The organism is Mycobacterium sp. URHB0021 (genome assembly GCF_054057895.1).
Genome location: NZ_JBSRZT010000002.1, coordinates 6,775,407 through 6,799,157, shown reverse-complemented (window position 1 = coordinate 6,799,157; position 23,751 = coordinate 6,775,407). Strand labels below are relative to the sequence as shown.

Genomic DNA, 23,751 nt, shown 5'->3' with positions numbered 1-23,751 from the left:
ACGTGAGCACACCCGGGGGCATTGTCATCGTGGGCGGAGGTCTGGCGGCCGCGCGCACTGCCGAACAGCTGCGCCGTTCCGAGTACGGGGGCCCCGGTCACCATCGTCAGCGATGAGGAGCACCTGCCCTACGATCGGCCGCCGTTGTCGAAGGAGGTGCTGCGCGCCGAGACCGATGACGTCACGCTCAAGCCGGCTGAGTTCTACGCCGAGAACGACATCACCGTCCTGCTCGGCAACGCGGTGCGGGCGATCGATGTGGCGGCGCAGATGGTGAAGCTGGCGAACGGTGGCGAGATTGCCTACGACGATGTGATCATCGCGACCGGCCTGGTGCCCCGGCGCATTCCGTCACTTCCGGATCTCGACGGCATCCACGTGCTGCGGTCCTTCGACGAATGCCTGAAACTGCGCGAGGAGGCCGGCTCCGCCCGGCGCGCGGTCATCGTCGGTGCCGGGTTCATCGGCTGCGAGGTCGCGGCCAGCCTCCGCGGACTCGGCATGGACGTGGTGTTGGTCGAGCCGCAGCCGACGCCGCTGGCATCCGTGCTCGGCGAGCAGATCGGCGCATTGGTTGCCCGGCTGCACCGGGCCGAGGGTGTCGACGTGCGCTGCGGCATCGGGGTGGCCGAGGTGTCCGGCGATCAACGCGTCCGCCGGGTGGTGCTGAGCGACGGCACCGAACTCGACGCCGATCTGGTGGTGGTCGGTATCGGCTCGCGCCCGGCGACGGACTGGCTCGAGGGCACCGGCATCGACGTGGACAACGGCATCGTCTGCGACGAGGCGGGACGCACCAGTGCGCCGCATGTCTGGGCGATCGGCGACGTGGCGTCCTGGCGCCACACCCTGGGACATCAGGTCCGCGTCGAACATTGGAGCAATGTGGCCGACCAGGCGCGGGCACTGGTGCCCGCCCTGATCGGCCAGGACGCGTCGGGCGCCGCCTCGGTGCCGTACTTCTGGAGCGACCAGTACGACGTCAAGATCCAGTGCCTGGGCGAACCCGAGGCCACCGACATCGTGCACATCGTCGAGGACGACGGCCGCAAGTTCCTGGCGTACTACGAGCGCGACGGTGTGGTGGCCGGCGTGGTCGGCGGTGGGATGCCCGGCAAAGTGATGAAGACCCGGTCCAAGATCGCCTCGGGCGCTCCCATCGCCGACGTCCTCGGATAACCCGCGACGCGGCATCTGCACAGCGATGGGCCGCGTCGAAGCATTTGTGCAAGAACATCACTCGTCCGGCGCGCGCCTCGGGAAACACGAACGCGCCGGCGCCTATTGCTGCACAAGCGGACTAGAACTCACCGAGATAGAAGCGGCTGCCCTGGTCGTCGGTGCACTGCGCGGTCCTGCCGTACGGCTGCTGGGCCGGCTCGTCGATAATCGTGCCGCCTGCTTCCCGCACGCGGGCCACTGCCGCATCGACGTCCGTGACGGTCCACATCGGGACGGTCACCTGCTGACCGCTACCACCGGCGACCCCCGCCATCGGATGGGTCTGTTCCACCTGCCAGCCGTCCTCGATCCGACCCGGTTCGAACGTCCAGAACAGCACCCGGCTGTAGAACGCCTTGAACGACGTGGAGTCGGGCACCTCGTAGGTGATATACGAAAGTTCGCCCGGTCCAGAGCCGTTGAGTTCCGGCCTCGGTTCACCGGCGACGGGTTCGAATACGGCGAACTCGGTGCCCTGCGGATCGGTAGCACCAAGCACGGTGCCGAAATCAAACTGCTGTACGTCGTCGACGGTGCCGCCTCCGTCGAGGATCGACTGCCGGGCACCCGCCAGGTCGGCTACCGCGTAGCAGCAGAACAACGTGCGCCTGCCGGGCACGCTGAAGATCCCGATGTGTGCTCTGGTGTTGGTCACTTCGTGGGTCCCCGGGTCAACCGTCCAGCCGAGGACGTGGCCGTAGAACGCCGCGGCCCGGTCGGCATCCGGGGTCCACACCGAGAGGTAGCCGACGTCGCCGTGCTGGATAGGTGTCACGGCGCCGGTGACCGGACCGGTGAGCATCCACCGATGCCCGAACGGGTCGACGATCGCCGCGCTTCGGGCTCCGTAGTTCTCGTAGGGCTCTCGCTGCACCAGGGCGCCGTGTTCCCTGGCGCGCTCCAGCGTCTCGTCGGTGTCGCGCACATGCAACATGAGACTCACCGAAGTCGCCTGTGGAGCAGGTGCCCGCAGTCCGATCTCGGGATATTCGTCGGCCAGGTACAGCACACCGGCGTCGATCGCCAGCTCGGCATGCCCGATGCGGCCGTCGTCCATCTCGAACGGTTCTCCGACCACCGAGGCGCCGAAGGCCTCGACGTACCACGTGATCGCCTCGCGTGCGTTGGCCACCGTCAGGTACGGCAGCGCGGCGGCCCGAGGGGGTGCGGCGGCCGGCTCTGCGGGCGTTTCGTTGAGTTCGGCGATGGCGGTGTCGGTGCCACTCATGACAACTCCTTGTGTTCGATTTGGTTGATCCTCAAAGAGATTCAGCGCATTCGCGAGGCGCGACCGCAGCCGGGCGGCGAATCCCTCATCGGGTTGAACCGGAAGCTCGTCACCATGCAGCACCGACAGGGGGTCCTGGCCGTTCATGACATTCCTCCTTCCGGTTCCGGGTAGTGCGATCTGAAGGCCCGACGGGCCCGCACGAGAAGTGCCTCGGTCGCGTGCACGGTGCGGCCGATCAGCTCGGCGCACTCGGGCACGGAGCAGTCGTCCATATAGCGCAGCGCCAGCACGGTGCGGTGCGGCTCGGACAGTCTGGCCAGGACCGCTTCGGCGACGATGCGATCCAACTCGGCGTCCCAGTCGTCGTCCGGGTGGACGGGCTCGGGAAGGTCCGCGACCGGCACGCTGAACCGATCACTGCCGCGCCGGTAGTGGTCGGCGAGCTTGTGCCGGGCGATCCCGAGCAGCCACGGCACGCTGATCGGCGCCGTGGCATTCTTGCGGGCGGTGTCCATTGCCGCCAGAAAGGTTTCCGACGTCAAATCCTCGGCGGTGCCGCGGTCTGCGCAGCGCCGAACGAAGTATCCGTAGACGTTCGGCAGCGCCTCGTCGTACAGCGCCAGCAGTGTCCGCGGAGCCTCCGTGCCATCCGGTTGGGCGCTCACACTCTTATCGTCGTCGTTCGACCTCGATCTCCGACGCACGATCTCGAGATTTCTCCAATCAGCCGCCGGGAGTGTCAGATTTGGTGGCGGCGGTCCAATCCATCCAGGCCGGCCCGCACCGTGTCGAAGGCGTCGCCGAGCGCATCGGCCAGTGACACCGACTCGTCGGCCAGCCAGTGTTCGTACGCCGAGAGTGCCACCCCGAGCATCGTCCAGGCCACCGTCTGCGGCGCGAGGTCGCCGGGCGTCACGCCGAGTCGTGTCTCGACGAACTCGGCGACGACGGCGCGCCATCCCGCATACATCGTCATCGAGTACGCCTGCAGCGCCTCGGTCTCCAGGATCACCCGCATCCGTTGCCGGTGCCGGGCCGTCTCAGCTTCGTCGAAGGTGTTGAACGCCAACAACGCCGTGCGCAGTGCATCGCCGATCTCGACGTCGGGATCCAGGTCGGCCAGCAGCTCGCGAAGGTGATCGAGGTGGGCGTCGAAATCGCCCCACGGCAGGGCGTTCTTCGACGGGTAATAGCGGAAGAGGGTGCGGCGGGAGATGCCGGCGGCCTCGGCGACATCGTCCACACTCACCTCGTCGAACCCGCGAGCCGCGAACAGATCGATCGCAACGGAGCTGATGTGGTCCCAGGTCGTCGAGCGTCGTCGGCCCACCCGGTGCTGGGAAACCGGACTCATGCGACTCGACCCCTTCCATTTAGGCACCCGATGCCATATTCTTGCGATCTCGATCACATTATGTCGAGACCCGGCAGCAGAAAGGTGCACTTGATGGAACCGAATCAGCAGGCCGAAACCGAAGCCGAACTCGTCACCGAGACCCTGGTCGAAGAAGTGTCGATCGACGGGATGTGCGGGGTTTACTGACGCATGACCGCGCCTGCCGGGGAGCCGGTGACGTTCGACCCGGGCCTCAGCTGGCGGCTGCACCGCCAGGTCGCCGTGCGACCCGAGCCATTCGGTGCGCTGCTGTACCACTTCGGCACCCGCAAGCTGTCGTTCCTCAAGAACCGGACCATCGTCGAGGTGGTGAACTCGCTGGGTGATCATCCCGACGCGCGGTCGGCATGTCGGGCCGCGGGGATCGACGATGCGCAACAGGCGCCGTACCTGCACGCGCTGGGCGTGCTCGCCCGGTCCAAGATGCTCGTCGCGGGAGAAAACGAATGACCCCATCAGATTCGGCGCTCGCGCCGGTGGCGCAACCGGTGCCCCGATTGGTCGAGCAGTTCGAGCACGGCCTCGACGCGCCGATCTGCCTCACCTGGGAGCTGACCTACGCGTGCAACCTGGCATGCGTGCACTGCCTGTCGTCGTCGGGTAAACGCGACCCGCGCGAGCTGTCGACGCAGCAGTGCAAGGACATCATCGACGAACTCGAACGCATGCAGGTGTTCTATGTGAACATCGGCGGCGGCGAGCCGACGGTGCGCCCCGACTTCTGGGAGCTGGTCGACTACGCGACCGAACATCACGTCGGGGTGAAGTTCTCCACCAATGGGGTGCGCATCACTGCGGAGGTGGCGGCGAAACTGGCCGCCAGTGACTACGTCGACGTGCAGATCTCCCTCGACGGCGCCACCGCAGAGGTGAACGATGCTGTGCGCGGCCAAGGTTCGTTCCCCATGGCAATGCGCGCGCTGGAGAACCTGGCCGACGCCGGCTTCACCGACGCCAAGATCTCGGTTGTCGCGACGCGTCACAATATCGACCAGCTCGACGAGTTCGCCTCCCTGGCAGCGCGTTACGGCGCAACCCTGAGGATCACCCGGCTGCGGCCGTCCGGACGCGGCGCCGACGTGTGGGACGAACTGCACCCCACCGCCGCGCAGCAGGTGCGGCTCTATGACTGGTTGGTCGCCAAGGGCGACGGTGTGTTGACCGGCGACTCGTTCTTCCACCTGTCCGGACTCGGCGAACCCGGTGCACTCGCCGGACTCAACTTGTGCGGCGCAGGCCGTGTGGTGTGCCTGATCGATCCGGTGGGCGATGTGTACGCCTGCCCGTTCGCCATCCACGACCGCTTTCTCGCAGGAAACATTCTGTCCGACAACGGTAACGGGACTGGTTTTCAAAGCGTTTGGAAGAACGCGCCGTTGTTCCGCGAGTTGCGTGAGCCGCAGTCGGCGGGCGCCTGCGGTAGCTGCGGGCACTATGACAGCTGCCGTGGTGGCTGCATGGCCGCCAAGTTCTTCACCGGCCTGCCGCTCGACGGGCCGGACCCGGAGTGCGTGGAGGGTTACGGCGCTCCGGCTCTCGCGCTCGAGCGGATTAAACCCACGCCGAGCGGCGACCACTCCCGCGGTACCAGGCAAGGGCCGATTCCGCTGACATTACTGACACGCCGACCTGCGTCTGACGTCGCCGCCGGGTCGGCTCCCGCCCGGCTCTGCAACGAAAATCCGGTGTAACAGTCATGGCACGCGACACATGGTTCGAGACAGTGGCGTTCGCCCAACAGCTGGCGAAGAAGCGGCTGCCGAAGCCGGTCTACTCTGCACTGCTGGCCGCCAGCGAGAGGGGCGTCACGGTAGCCGACAACGTCGACGCGTTCGCCGAGCTGGGATTCGCTCCCCACGTCATCGGCGCGCTGGAAAAGCGTGATCTGGCGACAACCGTTATGGGGCAGGATATTTCGCTGCCTGTGCTGATTTCGCCCACCGGAGTGCAGGCGGTGCACCCCGACGGTGAGCTCGCCGTTGCGCGCGCGGCGGCGGCGCGCGGCACGGCCATGGGGCTGTCATCGTTCGCGAGCAAGCCGATCGAAGAGGTCATCGCGGCCAACCCGAAACTCTTTTTCCAGGTGTATTGGCTCGGCGGCCGGGATGCCATCGCCGCGCGAGTGGCGCGGGCGCGGGAGGCGGGTGCCGTCGGCCTCATCGTCACCACCGACTGGAGCTTCTCACACGGTCGCGACTGGGGCAGTCCGAAGATCCCCGAGCAGATGAACCTGCGCACCACGGTGCGGATGCTTCCGACGGGGCTGACCCGGCCGCGCTGGCTCTATCAGTGGGCAAAGACCATGCATCCGCCGAACCTGCAGGTGCCCAATCAGGCGGCCCGCGGCGAGGCCGGACCGCCGTTCTTCGCCGCCTACGGCGAGTGGATGGGCACGCCGCCGCCCACGTGGGAAGACATCGCGTGGCTGCGCGAGCTGTGGGGCGGCCCGTTCATGCTCAAGGGTGTGATGCGGGTCGACGATGCGAAACGCGCTGTGGATGCCGGTGTTTCGGCTATTTCGGTGTCCAATCACGGTGGTAACAACCTCGACGGCACCCCCGCATCGATTCGGGCGCTGCCTGCCATTGCCCAGGCTGTCGGCGAAGAGATCGAGGTGCTGTTGGACGGCGGCATCCGTCGTGGCAGCGATGTCGTGAAGGCGTTGGCGCTCGGCGCGCGGGCCGTCATGATCGGCCGTGCCTACCTGTGGGGGCTGGCGGCCAACGGTCAAGCCGGCGTCGAGAATGTGCTCGACGTCTTGCGCGGAGGCGTCGACTCGGCTCTGATGGGACTTGGTCGCGCATCGATTCACGATCTGGTTGCCGGAGACGTGCTCGTACCGCCGGGATTCACCAGGGACCTCGGCGTGCCTGGCGGGCCCGGCGCCTGACGGGAGAGTCGCGAACGGCCTGGTACAGGCGTGGCGGAGGGGGTGGACGTGAACACGCGCGGCCCCGTCGCGAAAAAGCCGGGCAAATCAATCGCTGCGCATGCGCCAACAATTGGCGCACGCCAGGTGAATTGGGCCTACCATCGGCGGGTGGCCTTCCCCAGCGAGCTCGGGAACTCAACGTCGAGACAGCTGCACAGCACGTCGCCCGCGTTGGTCGTCCCCGTCGGTTCCACCGAGCAGCACGGACCACACCTGCCGCTGGACACCGACACCCGCATCGCCACCGCCGTCGGCCGTGCGGTTGCCGCCCGGCTCAACGATGAAGTTGAATGCAACTGGCTGCTGGCGCCGTCTATCGGGTATGGCGCGAGCGGTGAGCATGAAGGTTTCGCAGGTACCGTCTCCATCGGCACGTCGGCACTTGAACTTTTGCTGATGGAGTATGGTCGGTCGGCGGCGCGATGGGCATCGCGCCTCGTCTTCCTCAATGGACACGGCGGAAACGTCGAAGCGCTCGCCGCTGCGTCGGCTTTGCTTAGACACGAGGGCCGGGATGTCGGCTGGTGCTCCTGCACGGTCGCCAACGCCGACGCGCACGCCGGCCACACCGAAACGTCTGTATTGCTACATATTTCGCCACAGGATGTCTGGCTGGATGAGCGTCTGCCCGGCAACCGCTCACCCCTGGCCGAGCTGATGCCCCGAATGCGCCGGGGCGGAGTCGCAGCGGTGAGTGAGCTCGGTGTACTCGGTGACCCGACCACGGCAACCGCCGAAGAGGGCGGGCAGTTATTTACCGCAATGATCGACGGCTGTTTGCAGCGGATCACACGGTGGGTACCCGACCGTGACGGGAAGTTGACATGACGGGACCGCGGCTGCCGGACGGATTCGCCGTACAAGTAGATCGCCGAGTGAAGGTGCTCGGCGAGGGCTCGGCGTTGCTCGGCGGGTCACCCACCCGACTGCTGCGTCTGGCGCCGGCCGCGCAGACCATGCTCAGTGATGGGCGCCTGGAAGTCCACGACGCCGTCAGCGCTCAGCTCGCCCGTACGCTGCTCGACGCGACGGTCGCGCATCCCCGGCCGGCCACCGGTCCTTCGCATCGCGATGTGACGGTGGTTATTCCGGTGCGCGACAACGTTTCCGGTCTTCTTCGACTGCTCGCGGCACTGCGGGGAATGCGAGTCATCATCGTCGACGACGGTTCGGCGGTTCCGGTGCAACAGCATGACTTCTCCGGCCTGCACTGCGACGTCCAAGTGCTCCGACTCGCCAGGAGCAAGGGTCCGGCCGCTGCGCGCAACACCGGTCTGACCGCCTGCAATACCGATTTCGTGGCGTTCCTGGACTCCGATGTGGTGCCCCGCCGCGGATGGCTGGAGGCACTGCTGGGCCATTTCTGCGACCCCGCTGTAGCACTGGTCGCGCCGCGCATCGTCGGCCTGCGACAGGCCGACAATTTGGTGGCCCGGTACGAGGCGGTTCGGTCGTCACTCGACCTGGGTCTGCGCGAGGCGCCCGTCGTGCCGTACGGGACGGTGTCCTACGTACCCAGTGCCGCGATCATCTGCCGGCGCACCATGCTGAAGGAAGTGGGGGGCTTCGACGAGACGCTGAAGTCCGGCGAGGATGTCGACCTCTGCTGGAGGTTCATCGAAATGGGCGCCCGGTTGCGCTACGAACCGGTTGCCCTTGTTGCCCACGACCACCGCACTCAACTGCGAGATTGGTTCGTTCGCAAGAGTTTCTACGGCGAATCCGCAGCACCGTTGACGGTCCGGCATCCCGGCAAGACCGCTCCGCTGGTGATCTCGGGGTGGACGTTGGTGGTCTGGATCCTGATGGCGATGGGTTCGGGCATCGGCTATCTGGCATCGATGGTCGTTGCCGCGATCACCGGCCGCCGGATCGCCAATTCACTGAGCACGGTCGAGACCGAACCCAAGGAGGTCGCGGTCGTTGCCGCGCACGGTCTGTGGTCGGCGGCCCTGCAGCTGGCGTCGGCGATCTGCCGGCACTACTGGCCGATCGCTCTGATCACGGCGGTGCTGTCGCGACGCTGCCGGCAGGTCGTCCTGGTGGCCGCTATCGTCGATGGCGTGGCGGACTGGATCACCCGTAACGGCAACGTTGACGATGACACCAAACGCGTGGGACTGATCACCTACATCATGCTCAAACGTCTGGACGACATCGCGTACGGGACCGGCCTGTGGACGGGCGTGGTGCGTGAGCGCCATGCGGGCGCGCTCAAACCGCAGATCCGGACCTGACGCCGCACTTGTTTCGCTCCTCGGATCCGCGGTTTCTGCACAGCGATGTACTGATCGTCGGCGCCGGCAGTGCAGGATCGGTTCTGAGCGAACGACTTTCTGCCGACGCCGGGTGCCGTGTCACCGTTGTCGAAGCCGGCCCCGGGCCGTCCGACCCGCGGGTGCGCACGCAGATCAGCGACGGGCTGCGCCTGCCGATCGGAGCAGCGAGTTCGGTCGTGCGCCGGTACCCGGCGACCCTCACCGACGATCCTGTCCGTCGTGCGGAGATCATGCGGGGTGCGGTCGTGGGGGGATCGGGTGCGGTGAACGGCGGATACTTCTGTCGCGGATTGCCCTCGGACTTCGATGGCTGGGACCTGCCGGGGTGGACATGGGCGGACGTGCTGCCGCATTTTCGCGCCATCGAGAACGACCTCGACTTCGACAATGCACTACACGGTTCCAACGGCCCCATTCTGATCCGCCGAGTCGCTGAATTGGACGGCTGTACAGCGGCGTTCGTGCGATCGGCGACAGATGCCGGGTATCGGTGGATCGACGATCTGAACGGAGCGACGACGGGAGTGCCGCCGGCAAGTGGTGTAGGTGCGGTTCCGCTGAACATCAATGGCGGTACCCGGGTGGGGCCGGGTGGGGCGTACCTGCAGCCGGCCATGACGCGAGAAAACCTCACCTTGTTGACCAACACCCGGGTGAATCGGATACGGATCGCGGCAGGACGGGCGGTCGGTGTCGACTGCGTTGGACCCGACGGTTTCATCGATCTGACCGCGGAGCGAATTGTGTTGTCGGCCGGTGCAATCGGATCCGCACACCTACTGATGCTGTCGGGTGTGGGGCCTCAGGAGGTGCTGGCCTCGGCCGGGGTCCCGGTGGTGGCGGATCTTCCGGTGGGCATGTCCTGCATGGACCATCCGGAATGGGTGTTTCCCGTCGACTGGTCGGAGACGCACGGCCTCCCACCGCTGGAGGCGATACTCACCACTTCCGACGGGCTGGAAATCCGGCCGTACACAGCGGGGTTCGGGGCGATGGTCAGTGGTAGCCGTCGCGATACGACAGACCATCCGCACATCGGCGTCACGCTCACGCAGCCGCACTCCCGAGGCCGGGTCAGGCTGGGATCAGCCGACGCTGGTGAAAACCCGATCATCGAACACCATTACGACAGTGCCGCGGCCGACGTGGCGACACTCCGGGCGGGGACGGAACTGGCGCGCGAATTGGCGGGTCCGACAGCCAGAGCCGCCACCGTGTCGTGGTCGACATCGCAGCATCTGGCCGCAACCGCGCGGATGGGGGCCGATGACGACGAGACGGCGGTGGTGGATACGCGGTGCAGGGTTCGCGGTGTGGACGGGCTATGGGTGGTCGACGGCTCGGTGCTTCCGACCCTCACCAGCCGGGGACCCCACGCGACCATCGTCATGGTCGGTCACCGCGCCACGGAGTTCATCGTCTGAACCCGATGGGTGTTTTCTGAGGCGACGGATCAGAGGCCACTGCCGGCCGTCGCGGCCCGGCGACCAGGCGGCCACGAAGACGGCGGCGGCACAGACGATGATCGTGAGAACGAGCAGTGACAGATCCCAGATCCTCACTGCCTTGTTGCGCTCCGCCTTCGGGAAGGCGGAGCGCGAAGATCGCCAACCCGACGGGCAATGCTCCCCGCCGTCCGTATCGACCATCGAAGTGATCACCAGCAACACATCGACGCCGGCCACGATCAACAACCAGACGCGGCCTCGTTTGAACAGGCCGGCGATGCCTGCGTCGATATTCTGATCAGGCCGGTCGAGGGTGTCGATCATCGTCGTCGCCGTCCGTCGAGGATAGTTTTGAGACCATCAGTCTCGTAGCGAGACCAATAGTTTTGTGCGACGCGTGGGAGGTTGAAAAAGTGATGACCGCCGTGACCAGTGACCCGCGACCGGCGCGTTCACGGGCCCGTCTGCTCGATGCCGCGACGGACCTGCTGCGCTCGGGTGGACCCGGCGCGGTCACCATCGATGCGGTCACGCGCAGCGCCAACGTGGCCCGGGCGACTCTTTATCGCCACTTCTCCAGTGCCAACGACCTTTTGGCCGCGGCCTTCATGAGCCTGATACCACCGGCGCCGATGCCGCCGGACGAGGGATCGCTGCAAGAGCGCCTCACCGCCATCGTCGTGGCCTGGGCCGAGTCGATCGCCGAGGTGCCGACGACCCTGACCGCGATGGCATGGCTGTCGCTGGGACCCGACATCAATCAGGTCCCCGACGGGCGACCCCTCAAGGCCGGTGGGGCGGAAGTGCGGTCGCTGCGCGAACGCATCGCTGAGCAGTACTCGGCCCCGTTCAACCTGATCTTCGACAGTCCGCAGGCCGCCGCGGAACTCAAGCCGGTCGATCGCAGCATGGCTTTCGCGCTGCTGATCGGGCCGCTGGCGTTCGGTAGGATCAGCACGTTGACCGAGTTCGACTACCGGGCCGTGGCGATCGCCGCCGTCGACGGGTTCCTCAAGTGCTTCGCGAAGGATCTCATCGCCGAATCACTTCAGCGAGTAGCGGATCGGCAGATGTTTGAACCCACCGACGAACGTGGTCGCGGATAGTTCGGGCTCGCCGGCCAGCTCGATCGACTCCAGGCGCGGCAGCATTTCGGTGTAAAGGCTGTTCATCTCCATCCGGGCCAGCGCGGCACCCAGGCAGAAATGCACACCATAACCGAATGCGAGGTGTTTGTTGGGGTCACGGCCGACGTCGAACCGGAACGGGTCGTCGAAAACCTCCTCGTCCCGGTTTCCGGACACATAGGCGAGATACACCGATTGCCCTTTTGCGATGGGCACGCCACGCACTGTGGTGTCCTCGGCGGCGGTGCGCATGAATTCCTTGACCGGGGTGGTCCACCGGATCATCTCCTCCACCGCGGTCGGCATCAGGTCCGGGTTCTGCCGCAGTCGGGCCAGTTCGCCGGGGTTTTCGATGAGCGCGTGCAGTCCGCCGGAGATCGCGTCCTTGGTGGTGTCGTGTCCGGCGCTGGCGATGATCACGTAGTACGACACCGTGTCCATGTCCGTCAGTGGTTCGCCGTCGATGCGGCCGTTTGCGATCGCCGACGCCAGGTCCGCCGTCGGATGTTCGCGCCGTGACGCCGTGAGCGCCGAGAAGTAGTTGAAGAAGTCGGCGAGCACCGCGAGCATGTCCTCGGTGGTCTCGCCACGCTGGTGCTCCTCGTCGTCACCGCCGAACATCTCCTGGGTGAGCTTGTGCATGCGGCCGAAGTCCGACTCGGGCATACCCATCAACGAAAGAATCACATAGAGAGGGAAGTTCACGGCGACCTCTTCGACGAAGTCGCATTCGGGACCGACCTCGCGCATGCGGTCCACATACCGCTTGGCCAGTTCGTCGACGCGCACCTTGAGATCGCGCATGGCCTTCGGGCGGAACCAGTCCGCACCGATGGTGCGCACCTTGCGGTGGTGAGGGTCGTCCATGTGGACCAGGGTGCGCAGACCGATCCCGGCCTCCTGCTGTGCCTTCATGACGTCGTCGGCTTCCGCCGGGGCCAGCAAGGGCCGCGGTCCGGACAGGAACAGGTCATTAGCGCGCTCGATGGCCATGATGTCGGCGTGCTTGGTGATCGCCCAGAACGGCCGGTAGGGCGCGTTGTCGACCCAGGCCACCGGGTTGCTCGCCCGCAGATGGGTCAACGCCGCGTGCAGACGCCGATCGTCTGCGTAGGCCGTCGGATCGGCCAGGACTTTTGCGGCGTCGTCCATCGTCGGCGTGCTCATTCAGGCTCCATTCAGGTCCGGGCGGGAAGAAACTTGACGGGTGTCAAGTTCGCAGTCTATGTGATGGTGGCCACGCAGGAAAGCGATGTGTCGACCGGCTGGCGCTAGGCTCTAACGTCGTGCCGCCTGCATCTCATCGCCGACGGGTCAGATGGGCTCTGGCGCTCGTCGCGACCGTGTTGCTGGCGGTGGCGTGCGGTCATGGCGACGGCGAACCTCCGGCATCGGCGGTCCAGGCTGATCCGGGACTGGTCAAGACGGCCTCCGGCACCGTGCGGGGCGTCGTCGCCCCGGATCATCGCCTGTTCGCGGGAATCCCATATGCCGCACCCCCCGTCGGGCCTCTACGATTTGCGCCGCCGGCCCCTGCGCCGACCTGGGAAGGCGTGCGCGACGCTGCCCGGCTGGGGCCGCGGTGCATCCAGGACCGCGGTGCGGACCCGGAGTTCGGCAGGCAGACCGACGAGGACTGCCTGACCCTCAATGTGTGGACGCCGCCGGTAGCCCAGAGCGGTGATGAGCGACGTCCGGTAATGGTGTGGATCCACGGCGGCGCGTACGTCAACGGCAGCGGAGGCGCCTACGACTCCCACCGGCTGGCCGAGCGCGGCGGCATCGTGGTCGTCACGCTGAACTACCGGTTGGGCGCGCTGGGGTTCCTGGCGCACCCCGCCCTCGGTGCGCCGGGCGAGGTCGGCAACTACGGACTCGGCGATCAGCAGGCGGCCTTGCGATGGGTGCGGGACAACATCGCCGCTTTCGGCGGGGACCCGGACAGGGTCACCGTAGCCGGTGAATCGGCGGGCGGCATGTCGGTGTGCGACCACCTCGTGGCACCGGACTCGCAGGGGTTGTTCCGCGCGGCAATCATCCAGAGCGCCCCGTGCCAGGCGCAGGCGACGCTGCCCGTCGCGGAGAAGAGCAGCCTGGCGTACGCCGCCCAAGTGGGCTGCGGCGACGCGCAGTCCGCGGCGCGGTGCCTGCGGGCGCTGCCGGCCGGCAAGCTGGAGAAGTCGCCGTGGTACTTCGCGATCGGCAGAGACACATTGGTCGGGCCGGTCAGCGGAACCAAGGTATTGCCAGCAAATCCAGTTGCCATGTTCGCTGACGGACGTGCGGCCACCGTACCGGTGATGATCGGGACCAATCACGACGAGTTCACGTTGTTCGTCGCGCTGCAGTACCTCCGGTTGGGCGCCCACTACACCGCCGACCAGTACCCACAGTTGCTGGCGGAGACGTTCGGCGCCGACGCGGGCGTGGTGCAGGAGCACTATCCGCTTACGCGCTATGACAGTGTGCCAGTTGCCTATTCGTCGGCCGTCACCGATGGGGTGTTCGCCTGTGTAAGCGATCGGATGGCTGACTCACTGGCCAAGGCCGAGCCCGTCTATGCATATGAGTTCAACGACCGAGGGGCGCCGGCAGCGGATCCCTTGCGCAAGCTGCCGTTCCCGTTGGGCGCAAGCCACTCGTTGGAGTTGCGCTACCTCTTCGATCTCGGCGGTGTGTTGCGGCTGAACCCGGTCCAGCAAACGCTGTCCGACCAGATGATCGACTACTGGAGCGCATTCGTGAAAAACGGTTCGCCGCGCGCCGAAAAGCAGCCCGACTGGCCCGAGTTCGGTTCCGACCCCGCGGCGGGCAAGGTGCTGTCGCTGCAGCCCGACGGCAGCCGGGTCATCACATCTTTTGAACGAGAACACCAGTGCCCGTTCTGGGCCGGCCTGAAAGGCTGACGGCGACTTCGCCCTGACCGGCCCGGCTTGGGTTGCCTATCGCAGTTTCACTCCGAATTGTCCGTTTTCGGTCGTCCCGGTCTGTGTGTGGGCACAGACTGAAGTCGGTCCGGAAGGGGAGCTGTGGCCGATGCGAGCGGATACGCGTCCAGTGCGGCAGGCGCCTGTCGAGGCTGAGGTGATCGGTCGAGGTGCCCCCGGCGCGGGTGCGTCGGTGGCGTGGCTGCGACGCTTCGCCCGCACGACGCCCGGCCTCGTCGGCATGATCGCACTCACCGTCGCAGGTCTCTGCGTCCTCACCGGACTGGTGTGCGGCGCCCAACTCGATCGCCGGATCATCGAGAGTGACGCGGTTCTCGACCGTTCTGAGCCGTTCGCGTACTCGGCGCAGAACCTGTACGCCGCGCTGTCGGCCGCCGACGCCGCGGCCGCCACCGAGTTCCTCTCGGCGAGGGAAACGGCACCGGTTCGCGAGCGCTATCAGCAGGCACTGGCCGCCGCGTCATCGGCGTTGGCCGATGCGACGGCCGGATCAACCGACCTGGACACCCGGACGGCAGTGGCCGAAACAACGGCACAGCTGGCTGCCTACACGGGTCTGGTCGAGTCGGCACGGGCGAACAACCTGCAGTGGCATGTGACGGGGTCGGCGTACCTGCGGGAGGCGTCGACGTTGATGCAGGCGAAGCTTCTTCCTGGCGCCGAGAGGATCTACTCCCGAAACCTCGCCACAGTCGATGCCAACCAGGGCATTGTCGGATCGACGCCGAGAGCCAGTCTGCTGCTGCTCGGGCTGTCGCTCGGGGCCATCGGCATCGGCTCGGCGATCCTCTTCGCCAGGACCAACCGACAGTTCAATATCGGACTCGTCATCGCTGCGGCGTTGGTCTTGGTGGTGGCCGGATGGATCGTCGTCGCCACCCGGCTGGCGGCGGGCGATATCGAGCTGGCACGTGCTCAGGGCACCACGATGTTCCGTCAGTTTGCCCAGGCCCGTATCCACGCCCAGCAGGCGCGGACCGATGAGACCCTGGCCCTGATTGCACACGGGGACCCCACCGCGAGCGAAGCGTCGTTCAACGGTCACATAAGCGACTTGCGCGCGCTGATCGGCACCGCGCCGCCGGGGGTCACTGACGCTGTCAACGAGTGGATCGCCAGCCACCGGCTGCAGGTCGACGACTACAACAGCGGTGATTACAACGCTGCCGTCCGGCAGGCGATCGCCCCCGATCCGAAAGCTTCGACCGCGCAGTTCGCGCTCGTGGAATCCGGTTTGCGTGACGCCATTGAACACAGTCACGACACGCTTCGCGGCCGGGTGTCGGCGGCGGGCGCGTGGCTGTCGTGGAGTCCGACAGGCACCCTCGCGCTGATGGTTGTTGCCGCCACAACCGCCGTTGCCGGGTTATGGCCGCGGCTGCGGGAGTTCCAGTGATAGCACGGATCGCGGCGGCCCTGTTGACAGTCGCGTTCGCCGCCGGATGTGGACCGTCGTCGACACCGCCGCAAGCGGTCACGGTCGCGCCGGTGGACGTGAAACCGTCGGGTGCGGATGTGGTCACGTCGGCGCCGGCTCCGGGGGCGGCGGCTTCGAAGAACGACGACTGCGATCAAGAAGCGAGCCTGTATCCCGGTCCGATGCCGCCGCCCGGCGGCATGCCGCCCGATTCGACGATGGCGGCCATCGCCGAGCGCGGGCGGCTCATCGTCGGAGTCGACCAGAACACGAATCTGTTCGGGTTCAGAAACCCCGCCTCGGGCGAGATAGATGGCTTCGACATCGACGTCGCCCGGGAGATCGCCCGCGCCATCTTCGGCGATCCGGCCCCCATCGAGACGAAGGTCGTCGAAGCAAGCCAACGGGAGTCGGCGTTGCAGACAGGTCAGGTGGACATCGTGGTCCGGACCTACTCGATCACCTGTGCCCGCAAGCACGACGTCGCATTCTCCACCACATATTTCGAGGCCCAACAGAGAATCCTCGCGCTGAAAGGTTCGGGCATCGAATCCTCTGCAGACCTTGCGGGCAAACGGGTGTGCGCGGTGCGGGGCACGACATCGCTGCCCGCGTTGTCAGCGCTCGTCCCGAGGCCGACGGTGCTCGCGGTGAGTAATTGGACCGACTGCCTGGTGATGCTGCAACAGGGCCAGGCCGACGCAATCAGCACCGACGATGCAGTGCTGTGGGGACTCAAGATGCAGGACCCGAATGTCGATGTGGTGGGTCCCAGTATGGAACGCGAACCCTACGGCGTCGGGGTGAAGAAGGAGAGCAGCGACCTGGTCCGGTTCGTCAACGGAGTCCTCGCCCAGATGCGTGCCGACGGCACGTGGGAACGGCTCTACGACAAGTGGCTGCTCGAAATGGCACCGTCTCCTGGGCCGCCCACCCCCCGCTATGAGGACGGACCACCGTGATGCGGTGCGGCGTACCGGGTTGCGGCGGGACCATTGCCGCCGGTTACTGCGACGCCTGCGGCGTCGCGCCAACCGCAAAGGGCGCCGAGCGCTTTCAGCCGACGCGGCAGGCATCCGGCAGCCCGACCGCTGGACCGGGTCGCGCGGCCCACATCGGGTTGACGAAGCCGGGCGCCGGTCGCGGCCGCCTGGGCGCCGGGCTGGTCGCGATACCGCCGGTGCCCAAGGGTGATCCAGCGGCCGCGATTCTCGTCGACCCGCAGGTGCCGGAGCATCACCGGTTCTGCGGCAATCACAGATGCAACGAGCCCGTCGGGCGCGGACGCGACGGACGACCAGGACCCACCGAAGGGGCTTGCACCCAGTGTGGCATGCGATTCTCCTTCGTGCCCAAGCTTTCTCGTGGCAATCTCCTGGGCGGCCAGTACGACATCCAAGGGTGCATCGCGCACGGCGGTCTCGGCTGGATCTACCTGGCGATCGACCGCAATGTAGACAACCGCTGGGTGGTCCTCAAGGGACTGGTCAACTCCAGCGACGCCGACGCCATGGATGCAGCCGCTACCGAGGCCCGCGCCCTCGCGAAGGTCGAACACCCGAACATCGTCAAGATCCACAACTTCGTCGAGCATGCCGACGCCGCAGGCGTTCCCGTCGGCTACATCGTCATGGAATACGTCGGCGGAACGTCGCTCAAGCAACTCCGCAGAGCCGGCCCGCTGCCTCCGAGTCACGCGGTGGCCTACATCGTCGAGATCGCGCCGGCGATCGACTACCTGCATTCGCAAGGACTGGCCTACTGTGACTTCAAGCCGGACAACGTGATGCAGTCGGACGAACAACTCAAGCTCATCGACCTCGGCGCGATGGTCGACATGGACGACGAGGACAGTTCGATCTACGGCACCCCCGGCTATCAGGCACCCGAGATCGCTCATACGGGTCCCACCGTCGCCACCGAGGTGTACACGGTCGGGCGGACACTCGCTGCTCTGGTGATGGATGTCCCGCAAGGACGCGGGCGTTTCGGCGCGGAGTTGCCGGGACCGGCGGCCGAGCCGGTATTCGCACGGCACGAGTCGTTGTATCGCGCGATCGTCCGCGCCACCGACCCGGATCCGGCACGACGCTTTCCGTCGATGGACGAGATGGCCGATCAGCTCACCGGGGTGCTGCACGAAATCGTCGCCGCTGAAACCGATATCGCGCGGCCACGGCGGTCGAGCTGTTTCAGCCCGCAGCGGGCCGTCTTCGGTGCCGGCAAAGGCGTCCCGGTGCGGCCGGCCGACGTGATCGCGGCACTGCACGTCCCGGTGGTCGACCCGGAGGACCCCGGTGCGGCAGTGCTCGCGACGACCAGTGGTACCCCACCCGCCCAACTCGACCAGGCGGTGAACCTGGCGATGGGCGGCGCGAGTCAAGGCACCAGCGCCTCGATGGAGATACCGCTTCGATTGGTCCGCGCGTCGCTGGAAACCGGTGCCGCGGCTGACGCCCGCCAGCGGCTCACCGAGCTGGGTTCGGTGATGGCCGGAGACTGGCGGCTGAAATGGTACTGCGGACAATGCGCATTGCTCGAGGGTGAATTCGACAAAGCCGCAGCCGATTTCGATGCGGTATTGGCAATGTTGCCCGGTGAGCTCGCCCCCAAGTTGGCGATCGCGGCCACCGCCGAGTTGCACGGCGCACGCGACGACGCGGTGCGCTATTACGAGATGGTCTGGCGCACGGAGCACAGCTATTACAGCGCAGCGTTCGGCTTGGCGAGGTTGCGTGCGCGTATGGGGGACTGGACCGACGCCGTCGCGGCGCTGGACCAGGTCCCGTCCTCGTCGGCGCATTTCACGGTGGCGGGCGCCACCGCGATCGAGATCCTCCTGGACGGTCGTGAACCGGAGAACGCGGACGAGCAGACGCTGCTCGATGCCGGTGAGCGAACGGCTGCGCTCAACCTCGAGTCGGCCGAAAAACGGGCGACGATTCGGTTGAAGGTGCTCAGCGCCGCGCTGGACTGGCTCCGTGCCGGAAACCAAAGCACTGCCACGCATCTGCTCGGTGTCCCATTCGACGAGCCCGGCATCCAGACCGGGATGGAACGGGCATACCGGGATCTCGCGCGGGTGACGACCGGGATGTGGGACCGCATCGCGATGGTCGAGAAAGCGAACGCGATTCGGCCGAGGACACGGCTATGACGGGTTACCGCGGATCCACCAACATCCCACGCAGTCGGGCCCAGAAGCACACACTGATTGGGGTCGGACGGAGGACACCGTGACCGAACGGAGCGAACGCACGTCCCGCGTTTCGAGAGAGTCTGCCCGGCAGCACCAGGAGTTGGAGTTACGGGACGCCCGTCATCGGTCCAAAGCGAGCCGCGAGATCCTCGCGGCGCTCGGCCGTTCGGGCGCCGATCCCGAGGGCGTGCTCGGCGCCATCGTCGAAGAAGCCTCGCGCCTGTGCGGCGCGCGGGCGGCGCAGTTGTTCCTCCTTGACCACGATGCGGACGTGTTCCGGCTCTCACGTGTCGCCGGTGAGACCCCCGAGGTGTATCGCAAGTACCTGGAGGAAAACCCGATCGCGAGGAACCGGTCGTCCACGGTGGGTCGTTCGGCCGAGGACAGGCGCACCCACCAGATTCGCGATGTGCTCGAGGACCCCGAGTACGGACGCCCCGACCTGCAGAGCCGTGGGGGCTTCCGCACGCTTCTTTCCACGCCGATGATCCTGGAGGGCGAGGTGGTCGGCGTGTTGTCGCTGTGGCGTACCGACGTCGCGCCGTTCGATGACCGAGAACGGGAGCTTCTCGAGGAGTTCGCCGTCGAGGGTGCAATCGTGTTGCGACACGTCCGGCTGGTGCGCGCTCTCGAGACCAAGACCAGGCAGCTCGAGGTTGCCAGCCGGCACAAGTCGGAGTTTCTGGCCAGCATGTCGCACGAATTGCGGACACCGTTGAACGCGGTGATCGGCTTCTCCGAGGTGCTGCTGGATCGGCTGTTCGGGGAGATCAACGAGCGCCAGGAGGAGTACCTGCGTGACATCTTGAACTCGGGTCGCCACCTGCTCGAGGTGCTGAACGACATCCTGGACCTGTCCAAGGTCGAAGCCGGTCAAATGGTGCTCGAGCCATGCACGTTCGACGTCGGCAGTGTCCTGGAGTGGGCGACGGCGACGCAGCGGGTGCGAGCAACCGCGCACGCCATCACCATCACGGTGCAGCTCGCCGATGACGTCGGGGTGGTCGAGACCGATGAGCGGAGATTCAAGCAAGTGGTCCTCAACCTTGTCTCCAACGCCGTCAAGTTCACCCCCGACGGCGGCAGCGTTTCCATTGCCGCCTGCCGCCAGGGGACCGAGCTCATTGTCACCGTGACCGACACCGGCGTTGGGGTGCCTCCCGAGGACCAGACACGAATCTTCGAATCCTTCCAGCAGGGCGGCCGGGGACCCTTGAAGGAGGAGGGCACCGGTCTGGGACTGACGCTGTCGCGACGCATCGTCACGTTGATGGGAGGTCGAATGTGGCTCGAGAGCACGCCCGGGGTCGGAAGCACGTTCGGCTTCGCTGTCCCTGCTCAGCGGGCGCATGAGCACGCGGCGGCGTCGCCGCGGCGTGACGGTCTTCCCGTGGTCGTCCTCGTCGATGATGACCGGGTGTCGCTGGACCTCGACTCGGCCTACCTCGACGGTTCACCGATACGGGCCCTACGGGCCGGGGACGGCGTCGAAGGCCTCGAACTCATCCGAAGCGTGCTGCCGGCCGCCGTCGTGCTCGACATCAAGCTGCCACGACTTGACGGCTGGCACGTGCTGGCCGAGCTCAAAGCCGATCCCGTCACTGCCGGGATCCCCGTGATCATCGCCTCGGTCGTCGACGACCAGCCGCAGGGCCTGGCCCTTGGTGCGGACGTCTATCTGCGCAAGCCGGTCAGTCGCGACGAGTTGCTCGATGCGCTGCGGCGGGTGGCGGCGCTCCCCGCGGAGCCGTCATGACTCGCGAAATCCTTGAGGTCGGGCGGGGACAGTGACGGACATTCCCGTGACCGTGCTGGCCGTGGACGACCAGCCTGCCAATCTGCGACTCCTCGACGCAGTTCTCACGCCTCGGGGACATTGCGTTCTCCGCGCCTCGTCAGGGGCTGAGGCATTCGCCCTGCTCGAGGCCGAGGACGTCGACCTGGTGCTGCTCGACATCGTGATGCCGGACATGGACGGCCACGAAGTCTGTCGGCGGATCCGATCATCGCCGGCAACGGAGTTCCTTCCGGTGGTGATGATCACCGCCAGCGGAAGCGAACAACGTTTGGCCGCATTGGAATCGGGAGCCGACGACTTCATCACCAAACCGTTCGACAAGAGCGAGCTGCTGGCCAGGGTGGTGTCGCTGGCGCGCGTCAAACGTTTCCACGACACCATCCGGCGACAGGCCGACGAACTCGCCGAATGGAATACCGAGCTCGAGACCCGGGTCGCGCAGCAGGTCCAGGAGTTGGAGCGCACCAACCGTCTTCGCCGGTTCCTGTCGCCCCAACTGGCCGATCTGGTCGTCAGTGACGAGAAGCTCCTGGAGAGCCATCGGCGCGAGATCGTGGTCGTGTTCTGCGATCTGAGGAATTTCACCCCCTTCGCGCGCAACAGTGAGCCTGAGGAAGTGATGGGCGTACTCCGCGAGTACCACGAGGCCATCGGTGCGTTCGTCCACGAATACAAGGGCACCCTCGAGCGGTTCACCGGCGACGGGATCATGGCATTCTTCAACGACCCTGTGCCACAGGACGATGCGGCGGAGCGGGCAGTCCGGATGTCGATCGACATCCGCGACTCCGTGCGCGAGCTCGCCGAGCGTTGGTCTCGCAGGGGCCACGACCTCGCGCTGGGAATCGGTATCGCGCAGGACTTTGCGACGCTCGGCCGGATCGGCTTCGAGGGCCGCTTCGACTACGCCGCCATCGGCAGCGTCACCAATCTCTCGGCCCGGCTCTGCTCCGATGCCGGCCCCTGGCAGGTATTGGTCACCGACCGTGTGCTCGCGGCCACCGAGCACATCTGCGTGGCCGAAATGGTGGGTGACGTTGCGCCCAAGGGATTCAGCCGCACGGTGCGAATTCACAACATCAGTGCGCTCGTTGACAACAGGTAGGGGAGCAGATGACACAACTACAAGAACCCATCCAGCAGGGTCGACAACTGTCGCAGCTAGACGAAGACGAGCGCTATCGGTGTTTCGACGAACTGCAGCTGAAGATGCCGTCGGTCTGGGAGTCGATGCGGCTGGACATGGAGGACGAGTCGGTGGTGGTGGTCCCCTCGATCAGCATCGAGCGCACCACCCCGGGGAGCGGCACCGTCATGCAGGCGCTGGAGGAGCGGGCGCTGTTTCTGCTGCTGCTACTCCGCCAACCGCACCTGCGGATGATCTATGTGACCTCGCAGCCCGTTTCCGAGTCGATCATCGAGTACTACCTCGGGTTGCTGCCCGGCGTGATTCCCAGTCATGCCCGCGCCCGGCTCACGCTGCTCCCGGTCGGTGACGCTTCAACGGTCTCACTGAGTGCGAAATTACTGGCGCGGCCGCGGCTCCTGCGGGAGATCCGCTCCTTGATTCCCAACCCGGGCCGCAGTCACCTGATCCCGTACAACACCACACCGCTCGAGCGGGATGTCGCACTTAGCCTGCGGATCCCGATGTACGGCGCGGATCCCCGACTCGAGGACCTCGGTAGCAAGACCGGCTGCCGCAGGATGTTCGAAGAGCTCAGGGTCCGGTGCCCAGTCGGCGCCGAGGACCTCCATACGATCGACGACATCGTGGCCGGCGTGCGGAGCATGCGTGTGCGGCGGCCGTCGCTCGAGCAGGCGATCGTGAAGCTCAACGAAGGTGTTTCCGGTGCGGGCAACGCTCTGATGGACCTGAGCGAGCTACCGGCACCCGGCTCGCCGGACGAGGCCACCGCCATCAGGGACTGCGTGCTGAGATTGCAGCCAGAGTCGGAGAAACTCTCTGTCGACGTTTACCTGGAGGCGTTCGAGAAAAACGGCGGCATCGTCGAGGAGCGGATCATCGGAGAAACGCTGACAAGTCCCAGTGTCCAGATGCGCGCGCTGCCGGACGGCACTGTCGAGCTCTTGTCCACCCACGACCAGGTACTCGGCGGAGCGAGCGGTCAGAAGTATCTCGGCTGCGTGTTCCCGGCCAATCCCGACTACGCCGCGGCGATCGCAGAGCCCGCGATGGTGATCGGAAGACGGCTCGCAGAGCTCGGCGCGCTCGGCAGGTTCGCGGTGGATTTCGTTGTGGTGCAAGGTGACACCGGCGCGTGGACGCCCTACGCGATCGAGTTGAACCTCCGCAAGGGTGGCACCACCCATCCGTTCCTCACCCTGCAATTCCTCACCGACGGCACGTACGACGGTGAGCGCGGGATCTTCCTGACTCCCAGTGGCAGCCGCAAGTATCTGGTCGCGACCGACCACTTCGAGGACGAACGGCTCAAGACACTGACCGTGCCGGAGCTGTTCGACGTCGTTGTGCGCCACGGTCTGCATTTCGACCAGGCTCGACGGACCGGAGTGGTGCTTCACATGATCAGCTGTCTCACCGAATGCGGTCGGGTGGGCCTGACCGCGGTCGGAGACACGCCCGAAGACGCCTGGCGGATCTACGAGAAGGCGCAGTCCGTGGTGCTTCAGGAAGCGGACCTGGCTCTGGAGGAAGGCTTGCTGGTGTGAGGCCGGGATCAACTACCGCAATCAGGACTTCTTAACCCTCGAGACTGCGGTCAGATCACCG

At 66.2% G+C, this 23,751-nt stretch carries 19 protein-coding genes and 1 pseudogene; 16 read left to right on the top strand and 4 right to left on the bottom strand.

From position 1 onward, the window contains the following. Nucleotides 1–2 precede the first annotated feature (2 nt). Nucleotides 3–1,179 (top strand): annotated as a pseudogene (locus tag ACVWWN_RS35560) (NAD(P)/FAD-dependent oxidoreductase). 121 nt (nt 1,180–1,300) lie between these two features. On the opposite strand, the gene ACVWWN_RS35555 reads toward ACVWWN_RS35560, so the two are convergent. The 3 genes from ACVWWN_RS35555 to mftR form a co-directional block, all read right to left on the bottom strand. Beyond that, entirely contained in the window at nt 1,301–2,596 is a 1,296-nt protein-coding gene (locus ACVWWN_RS35555; protein ID WP_457148037.1) for a VOC family protein, read from the bottom strand. Continuing rightward, nucleotides 2,593–3,117, bottom strand: a complete 525-nt coding sequence (locus tag ACVWWN_RS35550) for an RNA polymerase sigma factor (RefSeq protein ID WP_457148036.1) — start codon at nt 3,115–3,117, stop codon at nt 2,593–2,595. The genes ACVWWN_RS35555 and ACVWWN_RS35550 overlap by 4 nt, the downstream gene beginning before the upstream one ends. 74 nt (nt 3,118–3,191) lie before the next feature. Continuing rightward, nucleotides 3,192–3,806, bottom strand: coding sequence for a mycofactocin system transcriptional regulator (gene mftR, locus ACVWWN_RS35545; RefSeq protein WP_457148035.1), 615 nt, complete (start codon nt 3,804–3,806; stop codon nt 3,192–3,194). A gap of 93 nt (nt 3,807–3,899) precedes the next feature. Between mftR and mftA the strand changes: the two genes are divergently transcribed. The 8 genes from mftA (at nt 3,900) to ACVWWN_RS35505 (ending at nt 11,613) form a co-directional block, all read left to right on the top strand. Next, nucleotides 3,900–3,995, top strand: a complete 96-nt coding sequence (gene mftA / locus ACVWWN_RS35540) for a mycofactocin precursor MftA (RefSeq protein ID WP_457148034.1) — start codon at nt 3,900–3,902, stop codon at nt 3,993–3,995. A 3-nt stretch (nt 3,996–3,998) separates the two neighbouring features. Continuing rightward, nucleotides 3,999–4,298, top strand: a complete 300-nt coding sequence (mftB, locus tag ACVWWN_RS35535) for a mycofactocin biosynthesis chaperone MftB (RefSeq protein WP_457148033.1) — start codon at nt 3,999–4,001, stop codon at nt 4,296–4,298. A 26-nt stretch (nt 4,299–4,324) separates the two neighbouring features. Continuing rightward, entirely contained in the window at nt 4,325–5,539 is a 1,215-nt protein-coding gene (gene mftC, locus ACVWWN_RS35530; RefSeq protein ID WP_457149405.1) for a mycofactocin radical SAM maturase, read from the top strand. 5 nt (nt 5,540–5,544) lie between these two features. Then, entirely contained in the window at nt 5,545–6,738 is a 1,194-nt protein-coding gene (gene mftD, locus ACVWWN_RS35525; protein WP_457148032.1) for a pre-mycofactocin synthase MftD, read from the top strand. 126 nt (nt 6,739–6,864) lie between these two features. Then, nucleotides 6,865–7,608: a mycofactocin biosynthesis peptidyl-dipeptidase MftE gene (gene mftE, locus ACVWWN_RS35520; protein WP_457149404.1), complete on the top strand. Its 744-nt coding sequence runs from the start codon at nt 6,865–6,867 to the stop codon at nt 7,606–7,608. After that, nucleotides 7,605–9,017: a mycofactocin biosynthesis glycosyltransferase MftF gene (gene mftF, locus ACVWWN_RS35515; protein WP_457148031.1), complete on the top strand. Its 1,413-nt coding sequence runs from the start codon at nt 7,605–7,607 to the stop codon at nt 9,015–9,017. Before mftE ends, mftF begins: the two co-directional genes overlap by 4 nt. 35 nt (nt 9,018–9,052) lie before the next feature. Beyond that, a complete protein-coding gene (mftG, locus tag ACVWWN_RS35510; RefSeq protein WP_457149403.1) occupies nt 9,053–10,483 on the top strand; it encodes a mycofactocin dehydrogenase MftG in 1,431 nt (476 codons plus the stop codon). Nucleotides 10,484–10,923: 440 nt separating this feature from the next. After that, nucleotides 10,924–11,613, top strand: a complete 690-nt coding sequence (locus tag ACVWWN_RS35505) for a TetR/AcrR family transcriptional regulator (protein WP_457148030.1) — start codon at nt 10,924–10,926, stop codon at nt 11,611–11,613. On the opposite strand, the gene ACVWWN_RS35500 is transcribed toward ACVWWN_RS35505, so the two are convergent. Next, nucleotides 11,551–12,801, bottom strand: a complete 1,251-nt coding sequence (locus tag ACVWWN_RS35500) for a cytochrome P450 (RefSeq protein WP_457148029.1) — start codon at nt 12,799–12,801, stop codon at nt 11,551–11,553. The two genes, ACVWWN_RS35505 and ACVWWN_RS35500, sit on opposite strands and share 63 nt — an antisense overlap. Nucleotides 12,802–12,920: 119 nt before the next feature. Between ACVWWN_RS35500 and ACVWWN_RS35495 the strand changes: the two genes are divergently transcribed. The 7 genes from ACVWWN_RS35495 to ACVWWN_RS35465 all read left to right on the top strand — a co-directional run bounded on the left by ACVWWN_RS35495 (nt 12,921) and on the right by ACVWWN_RS35465 (nt 23,690). After that, nucleotides 12,921–14,540 carry a carboxylesterase/lipase family protein gene (locus ACVWWN_RS35495; protein ID WP_457148028.1) on the top strand — a complete coding sequence of 540 codons (1,620 nt, stop codon included), beginning with the start codon at nt 12,921–12,923 and terminating at the stop codon, nt 14,538–14,540. A gap of 151 nt (nt 14,541–14,691) precedes the next feature. After that, nucleotides 14,692–15,978: a hypothetical protein gene (locus ACVWWN_RS35490; protein ID WP_457148027.1), complete on the top strand. Its 1,287-nt coding sequence runs from the start codon at nt 14,692–14,694 to the stop codon at nt 15,976–15,978. Continuing rightward, complete coding sequence (locus tag ACVWWN_RS35485) at nt 15,951–16,961, top strand: glutamate ABC transporter substrate-binding protein (RefSeq protein WP_457148026.1); 1,011 nt, start codon at nt 15,951–15,953, stop codon at nt 16,959–16,961. Before ACVWWN_RS35490 ends, ACVWWN_RS35485 begins: the two co-directional genes overlap by 28 nt. Then, nucleotides 16,961–19,156: a tetratricopeptide repeat protein gene (locus ACVWWN_RS35480; RefSeq protein WP_457148025.1), complete on the top strand. Its 2,196-nt coding sequence runs from the start codon at nt 16,961–16,963 to the stop codon at nt 19,154–19,156. The genes ACVWWN_RS35485 and ACVWWN_RS35480 overlap by 1 nt, the downstream gene beginning before the upstream one ends. A 79-nt stretch (nt 19,157–19,235) precedes the next feature. After that, on the top strand, nt 19,236–20,954 hold the full coding sequence (locus ACVWWN_RS35475; RefSeq protein WP_457148024.1) for an ATP-binding protein: 1,719 nt from the start codon (nt 19,236–19,238) through the stop codon (nt 20,952–20,954). A gap of 31 nt (nt 20,955–20,985) precedes the next feature. Continuing rightward, nucleotides 20,986–22,101 (top strand): adenylate/guanylate cyclase domain-containing protein, encoded by a 1,116-nt coding sequence (locus ACVWWN_RS35470; protein WP_457148023.1) that lies wholly within the window; start codon nt 20,986–20,988, stop codon nt 22,099–22,101. A gap of 8 nt (nt 22,102–22,109) precedes the next feature. Then, entirely contained in the window at nt 22,110–23,690 is a 1,581-nt protein-coding gene (locus tag ACVWWN_RS35465; RefSeq protein WP_457148022.1) for a peptide ligase PGM1-related protein, read from the top strand. The last annotated feature ends 61 nt before the right edge of the window (nt 23,691–23,751 follow it).

What these genes read in the sequence shown, in the direction of transcription:
- ACVWWN_RS35485 (WP_457148026.1), top strand. Translation starts at nt 15,951, where the DNA reads ATGGCCGCGGCTGCGGGAGTTCCAGTGATAGCACGGATCGCGGCGGCC.
- mftB (WP_457148033.1), top strand. Translation starts at nt 3,999, where the DNA reads ATGACCGCGCCTGCCGGGGAGCCGGTGACGTTCGACCCGGGCCTCAGC.
- ACVWWN_RS35500 (WP_457148029.1), bottom strand. Translation starts at nt 12,801, where the DNA reads ATGAGCACGCCGACGATGGACGACGCCGCAAAAGTCCTGGCCGATCCG.
- ACVWWN_RS35505 (WP_457148030.1), top strand. Translation starts at nt 10,924, where the DNA reads ATGACCGCCGTGACCAGTGACCCGCGACCGGCGCGTTCACGGGCCCGT.
- ACVWWN_RS35465 (WP_457148022.1), top strand. Translation starts at nt 22,110, where the DNA reads ATGACACAACTACAAGAACCCATCCAGCAGGGTCGACAACTGTCGCAG.
- mftR (WP_457148035.1), bottom strand. Translation starts at nt 3,806, where the DNA reads ATGAGTCCGGTTTCCCAGCACCGGGTGGGCCGACGACGCTCGACGACC.
- ACVWWN_RS35480 (WP_457148025.1), top strand. Translation starts at nt 16,961, where the DNA reads ATGCGGTGCGGCGTACCGGGTTGCGGCGGGACCATTGCCGCCGGTTAC.
- mftA (WP_457148034.1), top strand. Translation starts at nt 3,900, where the DNA reads ATGGAACCGAATCAGCAGGCCGAAACCGAAGCCGAACTCGTCACCGAG.
- mftF (WP_457148031.1), top strand. Translation starts at nt 7,605, where the DNA reads ATGACGGGACCGCGGCTGCCGGACGGATTCGCCGTACAAGTAGATCGC.
- ACVWWN_RS35555 (WP_457148037.1), bottom strand. Translation starts at nt 2,596, where the DNA reads ATGAACGGCCAGGACCCCCTGTCGGTGCTGCATGGTGACGAGCTTCCG.
- mftD (WP_457148032.1), top strand. Translation starts at nt 5,545, where the DNA reads ATGGCACGCGACACATGGTTCGAGACAGTGGCGTTCGCCCAACAGCTG.